25 protein-coding genes, 1 tRNA gene and 1 rRNA gene are annotated in these 23261 nt (G+C 45.5%); 18 read left to right on the top strand and 9 right to left on the bottom strand.

What is annotated here, in order from left to right:
* The 6 genes from rrf to BLV22_RS09175 all read left to right on the top strand — a co-directional run.
* A 5S ribosomal RNA gene (rrf, locus tag BLV22_RS09205) occupies positions 1-95 on the top strand; the annotation flags it as partial.
* A gap of 151 nt (positions 96-246) precedes the next feature.
* Positions 247-322 (top strand) — tRNA-Thr (locus BLV22_RS09200).
* A gap of 180 nt (positions 323-502) precedes the next feature.
* On the top strand, positions 503-1162 hold the full coding sequence (locus tag BLV22_RS09195) for a poly-gamma-glutamate hydrolase family protein (RefSeq protein WP_091614253.1): 660 nt from the start codon (positions 503-505) through the stop codon (positions 1160-1162).
* Positions 1163-1651: 489 nt separating this feature from the next.
* Positions 1652-2194, top strand: a complete 543-nt coding sequence (locus BLV22_RS09185; RefSeq protein ID WP_091614289.1) for a GNAT family N-acetyltransferase — start codon at positions 1652-1654, stop codon at positions 2192-2194.
* An 80-nt stretch (positions 2195-2274) separates the two neighbouring features.
* Entirely contained in the window at positions 2275-2928 is a 654-nt protein-coding gene (locus BLV22_RS09180) for a deoxynucleoside kinase (protein WP_091614248.1), read from the top strand.
* Between the two features lie 356 nt (positions 2929-3284).
* Positions 3285-4022 (top strand): peptidoglycan DD-metalloendopeptidase family protein, encoded by a 738-nt coding sequence (locus BLV22_RS09175; RefSeq protein WP_176967729.1) that lies wholly within the window; start codon positions 3285-3287, stop codon positions 4020-4022.
* A gap of 94 nt (positions 4023-4116) precedes the next feature.
* Here BLV22_RS09175 and BLV22_RS09170 read toward each other — a convergent pair whose 3' ends face one another.
* Positions 4117-4980, bottom strand: a complete 864-nt coding sequence (locus BLV22_RS09170) for a SurA N-terminal domain-containing protein (RefSeq protein WP_176967728.1) — start codon at positions 4978-4980, stop codon at positions 4117-4119.
* A gap of 212 nt (positions 4981-5192) precedes the next feature.
* Here BLV22_RS09170 and BLV22_RS09165 point away from each other — a divergent pair, with 212 nt between their 5' ends.
* Positions 5193-6104 (top strand): DMT family transporter, encoded by a 912-nt coding sequence (locus BLV22_RS09165; protein ID WP_091614241.1) that lies wholly within the window; start codon positions 5193-5195, stop codon positions 6102-6104.
* A 34-nt stretch (positions 6105-6138) separates the two neighbouring features.
* Here the strand turns inward: BLV22_RS09165 and BLV22_RS09160 are convergent, their stop codons facing one another.
* Positions 6139-6654 (bottom strand): GNAT family N-acetyltransferase, encoded by a 516-nt coding sequence (locus BLV22_RS09160; RefSeq protein ID WP_091614238.1) that lies wholly within the window; start codon positions 6652-6654, stop codon positions 6139-6141.
* Positions 6655-6798: 144 nt separating this feature from the next.
* Here BLV22_RS09160 and BLV22_RS09155 point away from each other — a divergent pair, with 144 nt between their 5' ends.
* Entirely contained in the window at positions 6799-7032 is a 234-nt protein-coding gene (locus BLV22_RS09155; protein ID WP_091614236.1) for a hypothetical protein, read from the top strand.
* Positions 7033-7087: 55 nt separating this feature from the next.
* A complete protein-coding gene (locus BLV22_RS09150) occupies positions 7088-7948 on the top strand; it encodes a DMT family transporter (RefSeq protein WP_091614233.1) in 861 nt (286 codons plus the stop codon).
* A gap of 36 nt (positions 7949-7984) precedes the next feature.
* On the opposite strand, the gene BLV22_RS09145 is transcribed toward BLV22_RS09150, so the two are convergent.
* The 3 genes from BLV22_RS09145 to BLV22_RS09135 form a co-directional block, all read right to left on the bottom strand.
* On the bottom strand, positions 7985-8626 hold the full coding sequence (locus BLV22_RS09145) for an NAD(P)-dependent oxidoreductase (protein WP_091614231.1): 642 nt from the start codon (positions 8624-8626) through the stop codon (positions 7985-7987).
* Positions 8627-8696: 70 nt separating this feature from the next.
* A complete protein-coding gene (locus BLV22_RS09140) occupies positions 8697-9107 on the bottom strand; it encodes an Rrf2 family transcriptional regulator (protein ID WP_176967727.1) in 411 nt (136 codons plus the stop codon).
* Between the two features lie 200 nt (positions 9108-9307).
* Positions 9308-10189, bottom strand: a complete 882-nt coding sequence (locus BLV22_RS09135; protein WP_091614225.1) for a cation diffusion facilitator family transporter — start codon at positions 10187-10189, stop codon at positions 9308-9310.
* A 303-nt stretch (positions 10190-10492) separates the two neighbouring features.
* On the opposite strand from BLV22_RS09135, the gene BLV22_RS09130 reads away from it, so the two are divergent.
* Both BLV22_RS09130 and BLV22_RS09125 read left to right on the top strand, forming a co-directional pair.
* Entirely contained in the window at positions 10493-10747 is a 255-nt protein-coding gene (locus BLV22_RS09130) for a hypothetical protein (RefSeq protein WP_022794243.1), read from the top strand.
* 197 nt (positions 10748-10944) lie between these two features.
* Positions 10945-11517, top strand: a complete 573-nt coding sequence (locus tag BLV22_RS09125) for a YdcF family protein (protein ID WP_176967726.1) — start codon at positions 10945-10947, stop codon at positions 11515-11517.
* A gap of 38 nt (positions 11518-11555) precedes the next feature.
* On the opposite strand, the gene fdhA is transcribed toward BLV22_RS09125, so the two are convergent.
* Entirely contained in the window at positions 11556-12770 is a 1215-nt protein-coding gene (fdhA, locus tag BLV22_RS09120; protein ID WP_091614219.1) for a formaldehyde dehydrogenase, glutathione-independent, read from the bottom strand.
* 146 nt (positions 12771-12916) lie between these two features.
* Here fdhA and BLV22_RS09115 point away from each other — a divergent pair, with 146 nt between their 5' ends.
* The 4 genes from BLV22_RS09115 (at position 12917) to BLV22_RS09100 (ending at position 16279) form a co-directional block, all read left to right on the top strand.
* Complete coding sequence (locus tag BLV22_RS09115) at positions 12917-13243, top strand: winged helix-turn-helix transcriptional regulator (RefSeq protein WP_091614217.1); 327 nt, start codon at positions 12917-12919, stop codon at positions 13241-13243.
* An 88-nt stretch (positions 13244-13331) separates the two neighbouring features.
* Positions 13332-14258, top strand: coding sequence for a peptidoglycan-binding protein (locus BLV22_RS09110; RefSeq protein WP_091614214.1), 927 nt, complete (start codon positions 13332-13334; stop codon positions 14256-14258).
* A gap of 183 nt (positions 14259-14441) precedes the next feature.
* Entirely contained in the window at positions 14442-15869 is a 1428-nt protein-coding gene (locus tag BLV22_RS09105; protein WP_091614212.1) for an SLC13 family permease, read from the top strand.
* A gap of 20 nt (positions 15870-15889) precedes the next feature.
* A complete protein-coding gene (locus BLV22_RS09100; protein WP_091614209.1) occupies positions 15890-16279 on the top strand; it encodes a hypothetical protein in 390 nt (129 codons plus the stop codon).
* An 84-nt stretch (positions 16280-16363) separates the two neighbouring features.
* Here the strand turns inward: BLV22_RS09100 and BLV22_RS09095 are convergent, their stop codons facing one another.
* Complete coding sequence (locus BLV22_RS09095) at positions 16364-17254, bottom strand: C40 family peptidase (RefSeq protein WP_091614206.1); 891 nt, start codon at positions 17252-17254, stop codon at positions 16364-16366.
* A 267-nt stretch (positions 17255-17521) separates the two neighbouring features.
* Here BLV22_RS09095 and BLV22_RS09090 point away from each other — a divergent pair, with 267 nt between their 5' ends.
* Together BLV22_RS09090 and BLV22_RS09085 are read left to right on the top strand one after the other, a co-directional pair.
* On the top strand, positions 17522-17788 hold the full coding sequence (locus tag BLV22_RS09090) for a divalent metal cation transporter (protein WP_281241106.1): 267 nt from the start codon (positions 17522-17524) through the stop codon (positions 17786-17788).
* Positions 17789-17943: 155 nt separating this feature from the next.
* Positions 17944-20367, top strand: coding sequence for a Lon protease family protein (locus tag BLV22_RS09085; protein WP_091614202.1), 2424 nt, complete (start codon positions 17944-17946; stop codon positions 20365-20367).
* 63 nt (positions 20368-20430) lie between these two features.
* Here the strand turns inward: BLV22_RS09085 and BLV22_RS09080 are convergent, their stop codons facing one another.
* On the bottom strand, positions 20431-21369 hold the full coding sequence (locus BLV22_RS09080) for an ABC transporter substrate-binding protein (protein ID WP_091614199.1): 939 nt from the start codon (positions 21367-21369) through the stop codon (positions 20431-20433).
* Between the two features lie 229 nt (positions 21370-21598).
* Here BLV22_RS09080 and BLV22_RS09075 point away from each other — a divergent pair, with 229 nt between their 5' ends.
* Complete coding sequence (locus BLV22_RS09075; RefSeq protein ID WP_091614196.1) at positions 21599-22774, top strand: pyridoxal phosphate-dependent aminotransferase; 1176 nt, start codon at positions 21599-21601, stop codon at positions 22772-22774.
* Between the two features lie 24 nt (positions 22775-22798).
* On the opposite strand, the gene BLV22_RS09070 is transcribed toward BLV22_RS09075, so the two are convergent.
* Positions 22799-23245, bottom strand: coding sequence for a DUF4385 domain-containing protein (locus tag BLV22_RS09070; protein WP_091614193.1), 447 nt, complete (start codon positions 23243-23245; stop codon positions 22799-22801).
* Positions 23246-23261: the final 16 nt, after the last annotated feature.

The following is a 23261-nucleotide window of genomic DNA, read 5'->3' as shown; positions in this document are numbered from 1 at the left end:
ATCCACCCGTTCCCATGCCGAACACGGAAGTTAAGCTCTTCAGCGTTGATGATAGCCGGGGGTTCTCCCCCCGTGAAAGTAGATCGCCGCCGGGCACTAAAGCCTTTTTCTCTTACTTGAGAGGAAGGCTTTTATTATATGAAATGATTTAATAATTGAGGTTGACTATGTCTTCAAAGCCCTTTACAATAATATTTGTGTCTGAATAGGGCATATGTAAGCTTACATAGCTGAAATATTTTATCTGCTTCCTTAGCTCAGCAGGTAGAGCGCATCCATGGTAAGGATGAGGTCACCGGTTCGAATCCGGTAGGAAGCTCCATTTAATTAAATGACAACGCCAGTCCGAAATGCCGGGCTGGCTTTTTTTATTCAGACGGCTTTCAACAGAAGGCGCCCTGGTTAAACATTCTCCTTATTTTAAAAATTGCCGGAATAGGGTAAACTATACTCGTTCCGATAAAAGAACGGTTACTGTTAAAGAAGCGGTGGTGAAGTTTGAATGAGGAAAAAGAAGTACGCTGATTATGCTGAATTAAATGCTGAAGAATTAGAAGGTCGTGATTATGAAATACGTGTACTTCAGGGCGGGCATAGATCCCTGGCAGCTCTGGCACCGCACGGGGGAGCTATTGAAGCAGGAACAAGTGAACTGGTCGAAGAACTTCACCGCAGCTGTCATTTTTCCGCTTATGATTTTCGTGCCAAAAAACGTACTGGTAACAGAGGTCTGCATATCAGATCCACACGTTTTGATGAACCAAGAGCCCTTTCACTGGCTGCTGAAGCTTTATTTACAGTTACACTTCATGGGTACCGGGGTGAGGAGGAAAAAACCTATATAGGAGGACTGGATACGTCCACGGCAGACCTTATAGGTACAGAGCTGGCTGCTGCCGGTTTTAATGTGGATTTTGAACCTCCATCTGCCATAGAAGGAAAGTACGAAGGAAATATATGTAATAAAAATGCAAGAATGCAGGGCGTACAGCTTGAGATCAGTTCAGCCCAGCGCCGTGCTTTTTTTGCGAATGAAGACTTGCGCAGTGCGAATAGAGGCAATCGCCTTTCTTCTTTTTATACGTATGCCGGGGCGATTGGGAGAGCTATGATACGGGCGAAAACCATCGTTCGTGTTAGAGAAATACAAATGTCTGAATAAACAACAACCAGGCTGTTTTAAAAGCCTGGTTGTTACATAAAGAGCTGATAAAAAGCGATACCCGCGTTTACAGCAAAAAGAAGACCGATAAGAAACCCCCCGAGTAGAGATGCGGTATTAACCCGTATCCTTGGGTCGCGAATAGTAAGGGCTGCGGCCAAGGCTAAAGTGATGAGCGCTGAAAGGTAAAATCCGAGTCGGAGTATTTCATGGGCTCTGTCACTCAGCTCCCATGTCAATGCCTGATAGATCATTCCTATTCCGAATACAAGCATAACTGTAAAGAACATTACGCCAGTGCGTCGCAGAACAGACAGTTGAAGCACCTCCATTATTTATTAATTATAAGTATTTAAGTATGCTTTAAAATGAACCGGAGCCGCTGCCAGCTTCGGGATTGCTGCCGGCTCTCTCCCGTTTCTCCTCTGTAATTATAACGCACGGGAAATGTCCTTTATAATGAAATTGGGAAAAAGAGAGGAGCTTTTTATGTTTACATACCGTGTTCGTGAAGATCTTTATTTAAAGTTGCTGGAGCCATCAGATGCCAAGGCCGTTTTTGCGCTGACAGACAATTCACGGGCTCATTTAAGACAGTGGCTGCCATGGGTCGATCATACGAATGAAGAAGAGGACACAAAAGCGTTCATCCATAGTGTGCGCCAGGGATGGGCGGAACAAAAAATCTTTTCTGCCGGTATCGTTTTTCAAGGCTGCATTGCCGGCATAGGCGGATTCAACCGCCTGGATCATCAAAACAACCTTGGGGAAATTGGTTACTGGCTTGGAGAGGATTATCAGGGAAAAGGCATTATGACTGCGGTTGTAGAAGCGTTTATTTCTTATGGCTTTGAACAGCTTGGCTTAAATAAAATCGTTATTAAAGTTGCCACAGCCAACGAAAAAAGCCGTGCTGTACCGGAGAGATTGGGATTTAAGCAGGAAGGCACACTGCGGCAGGAACACTGGCTGCACAACCAATACGTGGATATTATAGTATATAGTCTGCTGAATGAAGAATGGAAAATTTAAATGGTCGCAACTGCGCAGGGAAGTATATTATAATAGTGCAATGTGTGCAAATCCATAATTAGATTGAGGGGTTATTTTTGGTGATTGTAGTAAGTGGAATGATTGGAATTGGCAAAACGAGCGTCGCGCAGATACTTGGGGATGGCTTGGACTCGAAAGTGTACTATGAGCATGTATCGGAAAACCCGATTCTTCCTTTGTTTTATCAGGCAGATCAAAAAGAAATTAATGAAAAAAGGTATCCATTTTTGCTTCAGCTCTATTTTCTCCGGACGAGGTTCCAATCGATCAAACAGGCTTACAAGGATGACGATGCTATTTTAGATCGCAGCATTTATGAAGACTGGTATTTCACAAAAATTAATCGTGATCTCGGAAACATTAATGATATGGAGTTTTCCATTTATGAAGGCCTGCTTGAAGAAATGATGAAAGAAATTGAAGGTCTTCCTTATAAAAAAGCACCGGATCTTAACGTTTATCTGCGTGGCTCTTTTGAAACAGTCATGGACCGAATTTTCGAACGTGGGCGGGATTTCGAACAGGACGAGGAGCTGTTGGAATACTACCGGAAGCTCTGGCAAGGCTACGACGACTGGCTGGAAAATTACTATAGCGCAAGTGATACACTAATTGTAGATATGGACAAAACCGATGTCGTTCATAACCCGGAGGATGCTGAAGACCTGGTGGAACAAGTGAAGGATCTCCTGCATGCGAAAAATAAAATATAGACAGAAAACAGCTCCCGGGAATAAAGTCTCCGGGAGCTATTTCTTATATAATTAGAAAATTATGAAGCAAAAGTATGGAAAAGGTTAAATATTGAATATTATTGCATGACAAACATTGCAGTAATATTTCGAAAAATTGTAATAGTTTACAGTCTTCTAACAACAATGTGTAATACCTTGTAGTACTGAGAGACGCTACGTATACTAAGCCGTAAGCAAACATATCAAATAAAAAACCAGGAGGTGACAGCGTTAATTTATTAACAGGCAGAGTTTATACATATAGGAAACACAAACGTGCCCAAAAGCAACACTGTTAATAAACATAACGTACACTATTTATGAAAAAATTTGTAATGAGTTCGGCAGTAGCAGCAGCAATTTTATTCGCTCCCTCAGTAGCGGATGCTTCCATTGGAGATCAGAACCTTAAATCAGGAATGAAAGATTCAGATGTGTCGGAGCTGCAGCAGTGGTTGAATGATAAAGGCTACGAAGCAGGGCCTGTAGACGGTGTTTTTGGTCCGCTGACGAAGCAGGGTGTTGAATCTTTTCAGGCAGCGCAAAGCATTTCAGTAGATGGCATTGCCGGACCGGAAACGTTTGGGGAGATGAACTTAGGAGATTCGACCTCTTCGAAAAGCAGTTCTGACTCATCAGAGGATACAGCGGTAGCCGCAGAGTCTACATACAGCAGTTCCGGATTTGCGCTTCCGGCTTCCGGTCCCGTAACCTCTGAATACGGCCAGCGAGGAAGCGGTTCGCATAACGGAATCGACATCGGATACGGCGGCAGCTCAAGCATTTCTGCTTCTGCTTCCGGGACAGTAACGTATGCTGGTACGATGAGCGGCTACGGCAATACAATTATTTTAGAGCATACAGTTAACGGCGAAACGTACAATACCCTGTACGCTCATTTAAGGTCCATTAGCGTATCAAACGGGGAATCAGTATCTCAGGGAGAAAGTATTGGTGTCATGGGTAACACCGGCCGGAGTACGGGCAGACATTTGCATTTTGAAGTGCATGAAGGTGCCTGGAACGGAGCAAAATCAAACGCTGTTAACCCGCGTTCCTACGTTTCTTTCTAAACAAATATAAAAAACGGCGCAGCCTCTGCATGAGAAGCTGCGTCGTTTTGTTTATATAAAAAGTCCCGGCTGCTAAGCCGGGATTTTAGTTCGGTTATTCTTCGGAATCGCTGTCTTCTTCTGATTCAGAAGCAACGTTATTTTCAATGTCTGCGTCTTCACGCAATTCATCGGTATATTCCTGCTGTTGTTCCTGCTGTTTCTGGGATTCAAGCTGTTGTTCAAGCTGAGGACGCATTTCATCAAGAGAGCCGGCTTCTTCTCCCTGGCCTTGAGAGACTTGATCGTATAATTCTTCGACTTCTTCGTCGGAGACTTCTACATCTTCAAGCTCTTCATCCAGGAGAGCCTGTATCTGCAGAGAGGTTCGTGCTTCCTCGCGAAGCTCTTCTTCTGTATAGCCCTGTTCTTCAAGAGCCTGCTGGTATTCTTCATCAGATTCAAACTGTTCTCTGATAGAGCTTACCTGCTCATCTACGTCTTCTTCATTAACCTCATAATCCCCTGCTTCAGCTTCCTGTACTAAAAGCTCCTGGTTAATAAGGGATTCAGCTGTCTGTTCTTTCAGGGTTGATTGGAGCTCTTCATTACTTTGGTCACCGGAAGCAGCAGCTTGAGGAGCATATTGCTCATAGTTTGTAGTAAATATTGGTTCAAATTCCTCTTTGGTGATGTCTTCTCCATTCACGGTAGCGACGACATCAGGTACATCGCTTAAATCCGGTTCAGGTAAATCTTCCGCCTGTTCTTCGCCGGATGCCTGTTCATCAGAGGATCCTTCATCTGATTCTTCTTGTTGGTTATTTTCATTGTTGTTATTGGAGTTTTCCTCTGACTGTTGTTCTTCGTTTCCGTTATTGTTATCAGAGGAATTCTCCCCGCCGTCGCCGTTGCTGCAGGCACCAATGATAGCTACCGACAGGGCGAGGCCTGTACTCAGAATCCATTTTTTACTCACTCTGATTTCTCCTCTCCATTGTTATGTTCTCCGGGCATTGTAACACACGTCGTTACTCCTGTATGCTTTAACAGTCTATAAAAATGTATAATTATTATGAAAACTTGTAAAAGAAGAAAAAAGTATTGAAAGTTACGGGAGAATGTAGGGAAATCTCAAAATTTCCCGGGAAATGTCCGTGATACTAAGGACAGAAAAGGTGGACGGTCAGCATGGCTGCGTATATTATGCTTATCATGGTAGTGTTTTTTTATTCTGGAAATATTTTAGTGGGAAAGGCCATCAACGAACTGCCTCCTTTTACGATAGCTTTTTTCAGGCTGATAATTGCCTTCTTATGCATCATTCCCCTGGGATGGAAAAGCGCCTGGAAGGCACGAAATGTATTTTGGAAGTATAGGCTGCCGCTTATTGTTTTAACAGTTACAGGGGTCACGTTTTTTAATACCTTCATCTATGGAGCGCTCCAATTTACTTCATCCACTAATGTCTCTGTATTGGAAACAGTAATTCCAGCAGTAACCGTCTTATTAAGTACATATATTTTAAAAGAAAGGCTGCGTTATATTCAATGGATCGGGGTTGTACTGTCAATTGTAGGAGCACTATGGGTAGTAATGAACGGGAGATTGTTTGCTATAGCGGAAATGAACTGGAACGCCGGCGACGGTATTATGATAGGGGCGATAGCCTGCTGGTCCATTTATTCCATCGCTGTAAAACGTTATATGCATCTGTTTCCCCCCTACGGTGTACTGCTCGTAATGACGGGGGTGTCAATTATAATTTTAGTCCCTTTTATTACGGCGGAGTGGCTCTTTCTCGGAGTGCCTTCCTTCACCTTAAGCGAACAGCTGCCGAGCCTTGCTTATCTGGGGCTCTTTCCAGGGTTCATCGCTCTGTTGTTTTATAACCGGGCAGTGGACCAGCTTGGAGCCTCAAAAGCTTCGGTTTTCCTGAATTTTCTTCCAGTGGTTACGATGGCGGGGGCGGTGCTGTGGCTCGGAGAAATATTAACACCGGCCAAAGTAGTTGGGGCGCTGATTGTGATAGCCGGGGTGCTGCTTACTACACAGGGGAAACCAAAACGATTTCCTGCAGAACAAACGAAAAGAAGCATGTAAAAAGCTGCCTCCCCCTATCCGGGAGAAGCAGCTTTTATTGTTCTACGGGTGTTTCTGGGCCGGAGAGGGCACGCTGGTAAAAAATAAGATCCAGCCATCGTTCAAACTTGTACCCGGCTTTTTTCACCGTGCCAACGTATTCAAAATCCTCTGTTTCGTGCAGATAGATGCTTCCCGGGTTGGAAGAATCTATGCCGGCAATCATAGTGGCAAAGCCCTCCTGGTCCGCGTGGTCGATTAATGTGCGGAGCAGGGCGCGGCCAACCCCGGCACCACGGGTGCCGGGGTGAACATATACTGAATGCTCAATAGAGTATTTGAAAGCTGCCCAGGGGCGGAACGGACCATAAGAAGCATATCCCTGAACCTGTCCATTTTGTTCATAGACAAAAACAGGGAAGCCGTTTTGCTTTTTGGTCCGGAGCCATTCCAGCCGGTTTTCTGCCGAATAAGGATGGTAATCGTAGACAGCAGTTGTGTTTATGATTGCGTCATTATATATCTCGGTAATCGCGTAAATATCGGCTGCTTCAGCCTGACGGATGCTCATAGGAATTCCCCTTTCTCCGCTTAAAAATAATACAATTCCTCTCTTTTCGCAATCATTATGTATAAATAAAGGAAGAGCAGGGAATATATTTGAAGGACCGTAAAGAGAATAGCCGGAGAGGTTAAATAGGAGGGAGAGCAAGATATGACACTAAAAGTAGTTTTTGATTCCGGGATCGCCGGTAGTGACCGTATTCAGGTGAATGATGAAATTACGCTGACGTATACCTGCGAGCATTATGAACCAATAGACGGTTCTCCTTATTTTAAAGTGGATTTTGAAACGAAGGACCCTTTTGAACCAGAGGAGGGAACTGTCTATTTTGATGGTACGAATTCCAGAGTGGATAAGTATGGTCACGTGTTTTATCTGTTATAAAAAGAAGCTGCCTATGCGGCTTCTTAGTACATAAGAACAAGTGGGAGTGCGGGACATGTGGTTTATTTTAGCGCTGTTAAGCGCCGTAGTGTTTGGGTTTTCTTCCTTTTTCATGAAGGTTAATTCTTTTTGGCAGCTCCCGTTAACACCATTTTTAACGGGGCTCTATACGAGTGGGAGCATCGGTTTTCTGGGATATGCTCTAATGGAGGGCACGTTGCATTTGAGCCTCGCGGTGCTTTTTGGTGGGGTAATGGTGGGGGCTGGATCTACTTTCGGAAACCTTCTGTACATGAAAGCTTTAAACGTTGGGCCGGCGAGTCTTTCCTCTCCGCTGGTAAATACAAACATTCTGCTGATTGTTCTGCTGGGCGTGTTTGTATACGGGGAACAGCTCGGAGTAGTTCAGTACGCCGGCATTGGTTTAATTATGGCAGCTATTGCAGTATTGCCGTTGGACCCGAAGGAGGACTTCTCGATAAAAAGTGGCGTATGGTATGGGTTTGTTTTAACAGCCATGTTATTTATGTTTTTCCGGAATGGAGGGCTGAAAATAACAGAAGAAGCGGGACTTGAGAATACGCCGGTATTGTTTACAGGCTATCTGTTTGGCATGCTTTATTCGTTATACGGATGGCATCGGGAAAAGAAGCAACAAGCCTGTGCCGCCGCTCATATACATACGAAAAAGGCATTCAGGTGGGGACTGATTACAGGAGTTTTTTCGTTTGGGGGGATGCAGCTGTACGCTGCCGCTCTCCGGGAAGGACCGGCAAGTATTGTTTCTCCTCTGTTTGCGGCCCACGCGCTTTTAGTAGCGGTGCTTTCGATGCTTTATCTGCAGGAACGTATTACAGGGTATCAGGCGGTAATCCTTGCGGTCGTCCTTACAGGGATTGTTTTTCTGCGCCTGTAATATAAAAATCCGCCAAAAAAGCGGCGGATTTGGGTTTTATGCGCGCTCGCCAACGACAGCAAAGCGCTGGTTTTCATGAGCCGCTGTTTCTATTTCATCGACAACTGCCACAGCGTAATCCGCATAGCTGATATAGCTTTCCTCATCGCTGTTAAGCGGCAGTACGTCCCGGGAGGTGGAATAAGAGCCGGTGCGCCTCCCCTCTACGTCAAAATTTACAGCCGGACTGATAAACGTCCACCGTATGCCGGTTGTCTGCTGAAGGTCCTGTAAATTCCGGCTCTGTCCGCTAGCGGTGGGCTTTACCGCCTCGGGAAATTCCGGCATTTCAACGACCTGGGTGGTTTTTCCGTTATCTGTAAACAAGCTGCCGGCCCCGCCCACAACGATGAGACGAACAGCTGCAGCTTCCTGAATAATAGAAATGAGGTGCCGCCCGGCTTCTACATGTGCTTCTTCTTCTCCAAGCGCGGCTCCAAACGCATTCACTACCACGTCAAAGTCTGATACGTCTGAAACAGTTAACGAAAAAAGGTCTTTTTCTTTTATATTCAGGCTGCTGTCAGGAAGCTTCGAAGCGTCCCGGACGATGGCTGTCGTTTCTATGCCCCGGGCTTCTGCTTCTTTTAAAATACGGCTGCCGGCTTTCCCGGAAGCGCCGATAATGCCTGCTTTCATACCTCAATCACCCCTTTTGTTTATAGCTTTTACAGTTACATATAGGAGTAGAGAAACATCTTTTCATATTCTATACAAAGAGATGGGCCGTTACGTCCGCCAGGCTCTGCTTCTGCAGCTCTGCTTCCATGGCATTCTGTGCCCGCTTAAATGATTCGTCCAGGGTGCTTTGAATATTTCGGCCGACAGGACAGTCAGGGCTGGGGCTGCTGTGGGTGGAAAATAGCAAGTCTTCCTGCTGAACCGCCCGGTAAATATCAAGAAGCGTAATATCTTCCGGTGCTCTGGTGATTAAAGCACCGGAGACCCCGGGCTTCGTCTGCAGCAGGCCTGCCTGCTTTAACATACCTGAAATCCGGCGGATAACGACAGGATTTGTATTAACGCTTGCTGCCATGTAACTGGAACTGAGTCTTCGCTCCGGCTCACTTGCAAGCAGTGAAAGAATATGGACAGCGACAGAGAATCGCGTATTTATCATTATTGGTCACCACCTGTAACTTTAATGGTTACAAAACGATCATAGAGTAATAGCTGATAAAAGTTCAGTACCATTTCTTATTTCGGTTCCTCGACTTCTAAATTGAACAGTCTCGGCCAAGTGCTTTTAACTATACCCATTTTCATCGATAATAGAACTGGAAATTGAGATGGGCTGAATCTCTTGAATAAAAGCAGTGTTCAGTGCTCAGCGTTTTCCGGTTCTACGTGCACATGGACGTCATGTACACCGTGCTGCTCGATTAGAGCGTATTCAACTTTTGTAGCTGTATTGTGCGCTTCCTGGATATCGAGGGAAGGATCCACCAGAATGGTAATATCAACCACGGTGTTGTTCCCGTAATTTCTTGCTTTAATATTCCGGACTTTCTGCACGTCGTACAGTTTGGAAATCGTTTCCCGGTAATCTTCAATTTTATTTTCATCGAAGCCGTCGGTGAGCTGCAGCGCCGCGCCCCGGAAAACGTCCCAACCGGTTTTAATAATCAATAAGCCCACAAGAGCAGCTGTCAGCGGATCAAGCCAATACAGTTGAAACTGAGCTCCAACAATGCCGATAACTGTGCCGATACTTACCATGGCATCGCTCCAGTTATCTTTAGCTGCAGCCATAATAGATGGGCTGTTAATTTTTTTGGATAAACTTTTGTTGTAGGTGTACACACCGAACATACAGACGGCCGCAAAAGCGCCGACAAAGGCAGAAATTAAGCCGGGAGGCTCGGACGGCCCGGCGAGAACAGACTGCACCGCGCTCACAAATACCTGAAGACCAACAGCAAGCATAATAAAAGAAGTAAACAAAGAAGCCACCATTTCTGCCTTCCAATGGCCATAAGGATGATCGGCGTCCGGTGGCTTCTGGGAATAGCGGAGCCCGAACAAAACAGCGATCGATGCGATTGTATCTGTTAAATTATTTAAACCGTCGGCACGAAGAGCCGCAGAATTAGCCAACTGGCCGACTGTGAGCTTTAAAGCAGAGAGGAATAAATAAGCGAAGATGCTGATGATAGCTCCCCGCTCTCCACGTTTTAAGTTGCGAATACGTTCATCATTCATATGACCTGGTCCCCTTGCGCAATTGATCGATCTATAGAGTAGCAGGAAAGCTGCCATTGAGTCTACAGCAACGTTTTTCTACAAAGGTATAAAAATAACTAAAGGGAAACAAATTTGCTTGATGGCAAAATACGTAATATTGTATAAAGTATAAGCTTTTTGTTCCCAATAGTCTGTAATATTTGTTATACTAAACCCATCAACCAGTTATATAACAATGAACCATCCGTTATGCTTGGGTGAATCAGATAAAGAATCTATCAGCAGTAACGGGTGGCATAAGCTATCAAGGAGGCCAATAGAATGGTTGAAAGAAATGCAGACGTAGAAGAATTTTTAAATTCGCTCCCGGAACAGCAAAGCTCGATATTCCGCTACATGCGAGATGAGTATGAAGCATTGGCAGAGCGGGGGGAGCGGTTCGACGAAGCTAAGAATGACGAACACGTAGAAATTCTGGCCAGTAAAAAATTCGACGTTTCTCCTTTAGAAGCCGGAAACATTTACGCGACGGTAGAATCGCGTATTAACGCTTTTGAAGCCCTGCGTTCTTCGTAAAAAAACTCTAAAAGACCAACGATGATAAAAACCTGCTGCGCGAGCAGGTTTTTTTGTGCAGAGAAGTTGGAAAAGAGTGATTTTGCGTAAATAATTCTCCGTGCTGATATGTCCGCCGTTCAGAAATAGCTGTTAAGAAGAACGATCTTTCTGATACAATGTATCCGTACCTTTCATTAGAGGCGGAGGAACAAGGCATGAAAAAGATCTTTTACAGTCTGCTTTTTGTTATAGGGGCAGCTTTATTAATCAATGCATCGTTTTTTGCACTTCCGCAAAAAACCGTAGCATCCCTTTTGACACACCAGGATGAACCGAAAAACGCAGACGTTATCATTGCTCTCAGCGGAGATTTTGAACGTTTATATACGGTAGCTGATTTACTGGAAAAAGGCTACGCGGATAAAGTGATCTTAACCAATGGAGAAGATGGCAGCTTTAATGAAAACCTGGCTGTGCGGGCAGGAATACCTGAAGAAGCGATTATTATGGAAAATAAGGCAGTCAGCACTCATGAAAATGCTGTATATTCAAAGAAGATTATGCAGGAGCGGAATTTTGATTCTGCACTGGTGGTAACGAGTGATTACCATATGAAACGGACCAAAATTCAATTTGATGACGTGATGTCAAATACAGGTATTACTCTGGATTACGTGCCTCATGTGCATGCGGAAGAAGCCTGGGGGCCTAAGCACGTGCAGCTTTGGAAGGAATTTTATAAACTTACCGGCACTATAGGGATCGAATCCTGGGACCGGATGTCATAAAAAAACGAGCAGAGGATTATCTGCTCGTTTTTATTTAATTAAGACCGGACAGAACCATGCGGGTCAATAACGAATTTCTTCGCGGCCCCTTTGTCAAAGTCCTGATAGCCTTTAGGCGCTTCATCCAGTGAAATCAGTGTAGCGTTTACAGCTTTGGCAATCTGCGCTTTATCGCTCAGAATTAATTTTAACAAATTGCGGTGATATTTCATGACCGGTGTCTGTCCGGTAACGAACGTGTGGGCCTTCGCCCAGCCTAAACCGATACGGATCTTTAAGGACCCATGTCTTGCGTCATCGTCAGAAGCACCGGGATCCTCTGTAACATACAGACCCGGAATACCCAGCTGCCCGCCGGCTTCTGTAACCGTCATGATCGAGTTCAGCACGGTAGCTGGAGCTTCTTTCGCGTCCGGCCCGTGGCCGGATGCTTCAAAACCAACGGCATCAACGGCGCAGTCTACTTCCGGTATGCCGAGGATCTGCTCAATCTGCTCGCCAAGGCTGTCGTGCTTTGTTAAGTTTACAGTTTCGCAGCCGAAGCTTTCTGCCTGCTTCAGGCGCTGTTCATTAAGGTCGCCCACAATAACAACGGAGGCGCCGAGAAGCTGAGCGGAGTGAGCGGCTGCAAGTCCTACAGGCCCTGCACCGGCCACATAAACAGTAGAACCGGGACGTACACCTGCAGAAGCGGCTCCGTGGAAGCCGGTTGGGAAAATATCCGAAAGCATTGTCAGGTCCATGATTTTTTCCATAGCCTGCTCTTTGTCCGGGAAGGCAAGCAGCTGAAAGTCTGCATAAGGAACCATAACATATTCAGACTGGCCGCCTACCCAGCCGCCCATGTCTACATAACCATAAGCTCCCCCAGGGCGTTCAGGGTTTACATTTAAGCATATATGAGTTTTCTGTTCTTTACACAATTTACATCTGCCGCACGCTACATTAAACGGTACAGAGACAAGATCGCCTTTTTTAATAAATTCTACGTCGCGTCCTACTTCCACTACTTCCCCTGTAATCTCATGGCCAAGAGCCAGTCCTTTAGGCGCGGTCGTTCTTCCGCGCACCATATGCTGGTCGCTTCCGCAAATATTTGTCGTCACAATCTTAAGAATAACACCGTGTTCACATTTCCGTCCTACATTGGACGGAGGGACCCCGGGGCCTTCGTGAAGTACTAAATCAGGATAGCCAATGTCTTGAATCTCAACGTTACCAGCACCTTGATAAACCACTGCTTTGTTGCTCATCCTTTGATTCCTCCTCATAGTAGTGAAGTAGGAGCGCTTACGCCCTATCCTCAGTGTAGGTGATAAATTGCCAGCAAGGAAGTACGCACTTTCTTGTTTGTTGCTTTCTCTTATGATAGTATGTATAAAAAAGGGAGCGCTTTCAAATGATGGATCCATTCCAGGCACATTGCGAGATGGAAGTGACGCTGGCTGTAATTAGTGGCAAGTGGAAAGCAGATATTGTTCAGATACTGTCTGACGGTACTCCCCGAAGATACGGTTTTTTCCAAAAAATTCTCCCTGAAGTTACCCCGAAGATATTGACTAATCAGCTTCGTGAGCTCGAAAATGCGGGCATTTTGACCCGTGCCATTTATCCGGAGGTGCCGGTCCGGGTGGAATACCAGCTTACGGAAGCGGGGACCGGCCTTCTCCCAATCTTAGAAGCGTTGGAAATATGGGCTCAAAGCTATACGAAAAAAATCCGGTAAAGTGGTTGTAAAATGCAGCCTGGCCTCCCCTTTTATATATAGAAGCCGCAATATACCGGCTGACTATATGAAAAAAGGGGATGTTTTAATGTTTCAACAGCTGCCTCAGCTCGTCGACGTACGGGGAAGTGTAAAAAGGGATGGTTCCTACCAAAAGAGGTCACTATCACAGATTACAGGAATCGCAAGACACCACTCAGCAACAACAAGTGGCGATGCTTTTTCCTTCGCCAATTATCATGTGGATTCTCTCGGGTGGCCGAGCGTTGGCTATCATTTTGTAATTACAAAAGACGGCACAATTCAATGGGCCAACGGAATCGACCGGATTTCATACCATGTAGGAAACAATAATACCCCATTAATAGGTGTTTGCCTGGTCGGCAGCAGTTCATTTACCGAGGCACAGGAGCGTTCGTTCTTTGATCTTCAGGCAGCTCTTCGGGGCACAGATGGAGTCGGTGTTTCCATCGGTGACGTTAAGGGACATCGGGAATATCCCGGCCATTCGTCAAACACGTGCCCAGGTATTGATATGGATAGTGTAAGGGAGGCGGTGCGTGAGGGCCATCCGGTAGGAGAAGACTTAACCCCGACGCTTCGTCCCGGTGACAACGGTCCGGCAGTCGCCCGGATGCAGCAGATGCTGCTTGATGCAGGGGAAAAACTGCCGTTGTACGGCACAGACGGAGATTTTGGAGATGAAACAGAGAATGCGGTTCGTTCTTTCCAGGAGTCGCAAAATTTAAACGTAGACGGCGTTGTTGGTCCGAACACGTGGGAAGCCCTCGAAGCCTCTGCGGTTAAGGGAAAACTTGCGGTAGTCCTTGCCGAAGTGCTGAATGTGCGCTCCCGTCCGTCTTTTGATGCTGACGCAGTAGCAGGAACGGTCAGTCAGGGAGAAGCATTCACCATTATGGAAAAAGTGAATGTGGATGGAAGCAGTACTGAAATGTTCCGGTTAAAATCAGGCCTGTATATCACTGCGCATCCAGGCTATGTGCAGGTAAAATAAAAATGTTCAGAAGGTGGATGCCATAGAGGTATCCATCTTTTTTCCTATTTTTCTCTCATTTATAATATATATCCAAATAGATGGTTTTTTTCTATATAATGGGCATTATGCGGTGTTGAAAAAACAGAATATTCCGATCGGATTTTAACGCTGCTTACATACTTATTTGAAAGGAGTGCCACCATGCCATTAAGGAAAAAAATCGGGCTGATTCTGGGACCCGCTTTATTTGCTTTGTTGTTTTTCATCCCGTCGCTTACCGGTCTTGAAAGCGAACCGAGAGCAGTACTTGCCGTTACGGCCTGGGTAGCTTCCTGGTGGATTACAGAAGCCCTGCCGATACCAGCTACCTCTTTACTGCCTATCTTTCTGCTGCCAATCACAGGAGGGGCGGACGAAGAGACAGCAACAATGGCGTACGCCGATCCCATTGTTTTTATGTATATGGGTGGCTTCACCATTGCTCTTGCGATTGAAAAATGGAACTTACATAAACGAATTGCGATGACAATTATTTCATTTGTGGGCACCGGGAGTCAGCGCATTGTGCTGGGCGTTATATTGGCGACTGCCCTGCTTTCCATGTGGATTTCAAATGCTGCAACCGCATTAATGATGCTGCCGATTGCGCTGGCGTTAATTAAAGAGGTGAAGGATAAAGATTTCTTTGATGAAGTATCCTTGAACCGTTTTGCTAAGGGGCTGCTGCTGTCAGTGGCTTATGCGGCCTCTATCGGCGGGCTGGCAACCTTAATAGGATCAGTGCCCAATGCTGCTTTTGCAGCCGTAGCTTCTTCCAATCTGGACCGTACGGTTACTTTTGCAGAATGGTTTTTATTTGGCTTTCCTTTAACGGTTATTCTATTGACCGGTCTTTATTTTTATTTAACGAAAATTCAGTTCCGTGTGACAGCGCAAAAGGATATTTCAACTGATTTTGCAAGAAACCAGTTAAAAGATCTGGGGCCTATGTCCTTTGAAGAAAAATCGGTTCTGACAATCTTTACAATTGTCGGTTTTCTTTGGATTACAAGTGGATTTATTCCGGAAGCCTACCGTCTGTCCGATACTTCTATATCTATTATTGGAGCTACTTCGATGTTTTTGCTTCCTGCTAAACAGGAGAAGGGCGGGCTCATGGTATGGCAGGATATGAAGGAGCTGCCGTGGGGACTGCTTCTGCTTTTCGGGGGCGGGCTGTCTCTTGCGGCTGCGTTTGAATCTTCGAATTTAACAGGATGGTTTGGGGAGCTTTTGGGGGGACTTGAGGTTCTTCCTTTTGTCTTAATTTTAATAGTACTTGCTGCCATTGTCTTATTTATGACAGAGATCATGTCCAATACGGCAGTGTCGAATATGCTGATGCCGATCAGTATTGGTCTTGCGCTTGGCATTGGGGTAGATCCTTACGCCATCATGGGAATCGTGGCCCTTACTGCCAGCTGCGCTTTCATGCTGCCCATATCCACTCCACCCAACGCGGCGGTTTTTAGTTCAGATTATTTAACCATCGATGATATGGTGAAGGCCGGGTTTTGGATGAACATTGTCGCTATTTTCGTTATCGTAGCCTTTGTTTATTTCTGGCAGCCGGTTGTATTGAATTATTAAGCGATTGGGAAGGTTATTTTATGTACACGCAGGATCAGAGTATCTTAGAAGTGCTGCTTCCATTTTTCCTGATATTGATTGTTTGGTTCATATTCGATGGATTGTTACGGCAGAAAACCAGGCTACCCTATAAAAATAAACCGAAGCGCAAGAGAAGTAAATCAGTAATTATAGCAGAAAAATCTTTAGAATGGACAGGGTCGGCATCTGTGTTATTTTTAAGCATCAGCTCCGGAAATTTTCTGATGTGGTATTTGATTCTTCTCGGGATGCCTTTAGCTTTAGTTCAACTAATTCAAGCAATTGAGCAGCGTGAAAATATACCAGAATCGAAAGCCCATTGGCATTCATTTTTAGGGGCAGTATTTACCACCGCAATGGTGTGCCGGGCGCTTGTTACATTCAATTAGAATTTATAAGGCAATACGTATCTCAATCGAAAAACCGCCTCCTGCAAACAAGCAGGGAGGCGGTTACTTAACAATATGAAGGAACTAATCGATCGATTTTGCACCGATGTAGTGCTCTTCCCAGTAATCACTGGTTGTATCGGCTGTTTCCACACCGCTCGAGCCGGAATGGATCATTTGGTCGTCACCAATGTATATGCCGCTGTGAGAAGCGCCTTCTGTGTCATACGTACCTTCATAAAAGACAACATCGCCAACGTTTGGCTCTTCTACGAATTCACCGTTGTTCTGCCAGATGCCTTCATGGGTTCTCGAAACGTCTGTGTCGTTTTCTTCAAACACGTAGTTGATAAAACCGCTGCTGTCCAACCCGCTTGCCGTAGTACCGCCCCACTCATAAGGGGTGCCGAGTACGCTTTCCGCAGAAGCGACGAGTCCGGAATCAGGCGCATTGGCTGAAGTGCTTTCAGTGGAAGGCTCCGAAGATTCTTCAGAGGACGCAGAAGCCACTTCTTCGTTTTCTTCACTATCTTCACTGCTGTCGTTGCTGCTTTCTTCTGTTTCACTGCCGGCGTCGGAGGAGTCGTCTGTTTCATCTAATGCTCCCATTGTTTCAGGTCCTGCGATGCCATCTATGCTTAAGTTGTTTTCTGTTTGAAATGCTTCTACAGCTTGTACAGTTTCATCATCATAAGTACCGTCAGCTTCGGAGGTATAGTAATCAAGTTCGCTTAAAGTCGACTGAAGAGATTCTACACTGCTGCCTGTATCGCCAAGGTATAGCAGGGTGTCATCAGTAGATTCAGTTTCGTTTGCTGTATCTGAAGACTCGCTTTGGCTGGAGCTGCTGCTTTCGTCTGACTCAGGATCAGCGAATGCATCGGCGTTTCCGCTTAAAGCTGGTGTTAGAGCTAAAGCCGTAACGACGGCAGAGGATAATATATATTTTGGTGCTTGTCTGTTGGATTTAAACATTCAGGTTCCTCCTCGTGGTGTAAATCAATTTATCGAACCACGAGTAAGTCTAACAAACAGAATAATTCGGGAGGTTTCAGCCAGATTACGTTTTAATAACGTTAATTATAAAGGTAGGAAATAATTAATGATTACTTCCTAGTTGATGCCGGTATGAATGGCGGGAGGAAAGAAAAGAATCATTTTAAACCTCTGTAATATTTTTAATAAAATGAATATTGCGATTTTTATAAAGCTGCTAATTTTAAGAGAGGTGCTACACAACTGGTGTTTTTGTCCGTGATGGCTATTGGGATTATTTCCTCAGGGCTTGGGTTTGAGCCACTCGATGTTTTACTTTTTGCTCAGGCATTGAATGGCCTTATTCTGCCGTTTGTCTCGATTATGCTTCTAGTTATTATGAATAATAAAAACCGGCTTGGCCATTACGTGAATCATTGGAAAATGAATCTGGTAGGTGGAGTTATCGTTTTAGTCTGCATATTTCTCGGCGTTTACAGTATTATAGATGCCATTATGAGCTTTATTTCGTAAACTGCCTGTTTTTCTTTTAGGAAAATATAAAAGACTCAGCATAGGAGTGACGATAACGGGAATAGATAGTAATAATCGATACGGCGCTCTGGTCCAAACACGAACGTCGAAAGCGCGTTAGAAAAACGGGATAGTGGTGAAAGGAGGAGCGTTTTATGAATCATCATGATTATAAAGAAAGGCTTGCTCTGCATGAACTGTCTCCGGCAGAGCTTCGTTTGGAATTTAATGCTGAAATCTTTTCATTTGAAACGACAGAAGACATGAGGGATTTTCCATATGAAATGATCGGCCAGGAGCGGGCCGAGCGGGCCATGGAGTTTGGCCTTTCAGTGAGCCAGGCGGGTTATAATTTGTTTGTGGTCGGTCCAACGGGGACGGGGAGAATGACGTATACCCAGCACAGCGTGGAAAATCTGGCCCGGAAACAGAAGCAGCCAGATGATTGGTGTTACGTTCACAATTTTGATAATCCGGATCGTCCGGAAGTGCTTTCGTTTCAGGCCGGGGAAGGCCAGCGTTTCCGGCGCGAGATCGAACAGCTTTTGTTGAACATCGAACGTGAACTAAAGACAGCATTCTCAAGCGACAGTCATGAAAGACAGAAGCGGGAAATGTTTGAACGACTGCGTACGGAGATGGACGAGCTGTGGAAAGAAACCGACCAGTTCGCGGTACAGCACCATTTTAAACTCGAACGTATGCAGAATGGCATTAATAAAATTCCCCTTCAACGCGGTCAGCCAATGAACCGTGAGACGTACCAGCACCTGCTTGAAGCAGAAAAGGAACAGCTGAGGGCGAACGAAAAACTCGTGGAAGAAAAGGTACAGGAAGCTCTCCGGCGTATCGCTAAAATGGAGGAAACTTTCCGCAAAGATGTGCAGATATTTATGGCGGACACAGCTTCGGCTGCGGTACAAAAATTATTTGAGCCGCTTCGCAGACAGTACGGGCATTTGCCGAAGGTTACGGCTTATTTAACCGCATATGAACGGGACGTTGTAGATCATTTTTACTTTTTTGCCGAAGGCCAGGGGCAGGAAGGTTCGGCAGGGGCGCTTGAAGGAATGAAAGAAAAACAGTATCAGCGGTACGTGGTGAATCTGCTCGTAAATAACAAGCATTTAGACGGGGCACCGGTAATTTACGAATCCAATCCAACGTATCACAATCTGTTTGGTAAAGTGGAGTACCAGGGACAGATTGGCAGCCTGGTCACGAATTTTACTTTCATTAAACCAGGAGCGGTGCATCTGGCGAACGGTGGCTATTTAATTCTTCAGGCCGCAGATTTACTGCAGCATCCAGGTGCATGGCCAGGTTTAAAACGAATGCTTCAGACCGGGCATGTGCATATAGAAAACTCCTATGAAGAGCGGGGGCTGCTGCCAACAAGTGCACTTAAGCCGGAACCTATTCCTTTCCAGACAAAAGTTATCATCATCGGTTCTTATTACGTTTATGACCTTTTGTCGAGACTTGATGAAGAGTTTGATAAGCTGTTTAAAGTCAAAGTAGAATTCGACACCGTCATGGCTAAAAGCGATGAAAACAGCTGGAAAATGGCCGGTTTCGTAAAAAACTACGTTCAGGAAGAAGGCCTGCTGCCGTTTCACCGGGAAGCTGTATCCAGAGTGATTGACTACAGCTCCCGGTTAATAGATGAACAGGGGAAAATGACCACCAGGTTTCAGGATATTACGAAGTTGCTCGTAGAATCCAGCCACTACGCGCTGCAGGAGGGAAATGCTTACGTCAAATCAGAACACATTTTCCGAGCACTCGAGGAAAAATACAGGCGTTCAAGCCATATTCCCGAACAGTATCGGGAGAAAATTCACGATGAAACGATTATGATTCAAACGGAAGGCTATCGGGTCGGCCAAATTAACGGACTGGCCGTCATGGGCACAAGAGACTCCATGTTTGGTATACCGACAAAAATTACAGCTCAGACGTACGTCGGGAAAAGCGGGTTGATGAACATTGAGCGGGAAACGTCTCTCAGCGGCCAGATTCATCACAAGGGGATGATGATTTTGACCGGCTTTCTTTCCGGCCAGTTTGCCAAAAACCGTCCTATTCCTTTATCAGCTAGCATCACTTTTGAGCAGACCTACAATCTGATCGACGGTGACAGCGCTTCAAGCACAGAGCTGTACGTGCTGCTTTCCTCTTTGGCAGAAGTGCCCATTTACCAGGGGATAGCAGTAACCGGGTCAGTCAATCAGTGGGGAGAGATTCAGCCAATCGGCGGGGTGAACGAGAAGATTGAAGGTTTCTTTCATATTTGCCGGGAAAAAGGGCTGACCGGCAAACAGGGCGTAATTATTCCAAAACAGAATGCCCGCAATTTGATGCTCGATCCAGAGGTGGTGGAAGCGGCGGAAGCAGGAAGCTTCCATGTATGGGCAGTGGGCCATATTTCTGAAGGCATGGAAATCCTGACCGGTGAACGGGCGGGAGCGGTACGCCGCGAGGACGGCACCTATCCGGAAGGTTCGGTATTTGCCCGCACAGAAGCCCGTTTTAACCGGATGTATGAAATGGAGATCAGGCAGCAGAGCATAGAATAGTTCGGTCGCAAATCGTGTATATACAAAAAAGGCCCTGTTCTTATAAAAGAACGGGCCTCTATTTTATTCGCTGGTGATTTTTTCTACTGAATCGTTGAGCTGATACTCACGGCCAAGAAGCGTGAAGTCGCTCCATTTTGTATTGTTTACGTAATAAAACTGTTCGTTTTGTACGGCTTGTGTATCAGCAAGCAGATCATCCACAAGCTCCTGGGACTGTTCTGTCGGCTCTCCCTGGTCGGTTAGGACGAACAGATAGTCTGCGCCTTCCACATAGTCAGGCACTGTTTCAAGAGAGATAGCCTGAGTTTCCGTATTTTCTTCGACACCTTCTGTTGGTTCAAGCCCGGCGCCTTCATACAGACCGGCAAAGACGGATTGGTCATGAACATATACTTCCTTGCCGATGAACTGGACGACGGCTGCAGTTGCATCTTCCGGCACGTTATTGTCCGCAAGTGTCTGTCTGGCTTCCTCCGCCTGTTGTTCATATTCATTCAGCCATTCTTCGCTCGCGTCTTCTTTGTTCAATGCATCAGCAGTATTTTGAAGCTGCTCTTCCGGTGTATCCTCAAACGAAGTCATATATACCGGGGCGATTTGTTCGAGCTGATCGAGAGAGTCCGACTGATAATCCGATAAAAGAATCATGTCCGGATCAAGCTCGTTGATCTGTTCTACGTTTGGCGTATCGCCGCCAACGCTTTCCACTCCTTCAAGCTGATCGCCATAAGTATCAAGATAATAGTCAGAAGTGCCTATCGGCTGTTCATCAAGAATCAGCATGTCTGCCACATTCTGCAGGGCCACGACATTTTGAGGTTCTGCCGGAATCTCTACTTCGCGGCCGGTAGGGTCAGTGACTGTTCTTGTTTCTGCTTCTGCATTTTCTCCGCTGTCTTCACCTTCTCCGGAACCTCCGGATGAATCATTGCCGCAGGCGGTAAGCACAAATAAAAGGGCGAATCCAACTGCAAATAAAGAAATCCACTTTTTAACCAATATGTATATCCTCCCAGTTGATAATAATAATCATTTGCATGACTATTATATGGTATTCATTTTATAATTACAATGTAAACCTTTGGAACTAAGCAAAAAATGTTGTTTATGTATTTTTAGTAAAAAATAGAAGGGATGTGCTTTTGTTTATTTAACGTTACACTGAAGATACTTTGCTTTTACGATTGTAAAACATACGATGGAGATGCTGCGTACAGGAGGAAATTTTATGCGATTTGAACCGTCTGAACAAATCGAACGACTGCCGGAACAGTTTTTTGCTTCGCTTTCAAGGAAAGTCCAGACCCTGAAAGAAGAAGGCAGGGATTTAATCAACCTTGGCCAGGGAAATCCTGATCAGCCGACTCCGGCTCCTATTGTTGAAAAAATGAGGAGTGCTGCTGAAAATCCGGAATATCATAAATATTCCCCGTTTCGGGGCTATGAATTTTTGAAAAAGTCGGCGGCTGATTTTTATCAGCGGGAATACGGTGTGACGCTGGATCCAAAAACGGAAGTGGCGGTTTTATTCGGGGCAAAAACCGGGCTCGTGGAGATCAGCCAGTGTCTTCTTAATCCGGGGGATACTGCGTTACTGCCGGACCCGGGTTATCCTGACTATCTTTCGGGAACAGCTCTTGCCAATGCAGAAACAGCTTTTATGCCACTGAAAAAAGAAAATAGTTTTCGTCCCGATTTTAGGCAGATTGAAGCAGATGTGCTGAACCGGGCAAAAATGATGTTTTTAAATTATCCTAACAACCCGACTGCTGGAACTGCTACGGCGGAATTTTTTGAAGAAACGGTCCGAACCGCTGTCCGGCACCACATTTGTGTCGTTCACGATTTTGCCTATGGGTCGCTCGGCTATGACAGCGAAAAGCCTCCCAGCTTTCTCCAGACCCCCGGGGCCAAGGAAGTGGGTGTGGAAATGTATACACTTTCGAAAACGTTTAACATGGCTGGGTGGCGCGCAGCCGTTGCGGTAGGGAATGCTTCGGTTATAGAGATGATTAATAAAATTCAGGATCATTTGTATGTAAGTTTGTTTGGCGCAGTCCAGGAAACTGCAGCGTATGCGTTTGACCACGGAGCAGACATGGCTGCAGATATACTGAATGTTTATGAAAGCAGAAGAAACGTATTTATTCAGGCGCTTCATGATCACGGCGTAACGGTGCAGTCGCCCCAGGGTTCTTTTTTTGTATGGATGGAAGTCCCCCAAGGCTGCACCTCCGCTTCTTTCACCGAAAAGCTGCTGGAAGAAGCGGGTGTAGTAGTCGCTCCTGGCCACGGCTTTGGCAGCATGGGGGAGGGGTACGTCCGCATTGGTCTGTTGGAAGAAGAAGAGCGATTAAAAGAAGCGGCTGAACGGATCGCAGGCGTAGCCGCAGCGGTAAAATAAAAAAGTTTGTTTAACTTTTTTATTTTAACCATATTTTTGCTGATGGTCTTTTTTCCATGATAAATAGGTTTCGTCCTCCCGGGCTTTGATCCATTTTTTCTCAAAAATTCGGGCGGATTCGGCTTTTTCTTCATTAATTTGCCGCTCGTTCACATTACCGTCTTTGTCGTATTTTTTGCCTCCTTTATAGTTGGCATACCGGCGCGAGCGCGTGTAGCCCATCTGCAGAAATTTTCTTGCCATATCCATTCCGACGAAGTCCTTTTGTTTTTTATACTCCAAAAATAATTCATATATCTGCCGGGAAGACTCTTTGGCAATGTCCGGGGTCTTGAACCTCCAGTACGGCAGAATTTCACTTTTGTACGGTTCCACCATCAAAACGCCCTGTTCTCCGCGTCCTACAAGGTACTTCTCTGGTTTTTCACGAAAATTAATACGGTCAAAATCTTCTTCATAATCAAAACTCATAAGCATTCTCTCCTTT

This window comes from Marinococcus luteus (genome assembly GCF_900106595.1).
Lineage (GTDB): Bacteria > Bacillota > Bacilli > Bacillales > Marinococcaceae > Marinococcus > Marinococcus luteus.
Note: the sequence above shows the minus strand (reverse complement) of the source record. Positions and strands in the feature narration are given on the sequence as shown.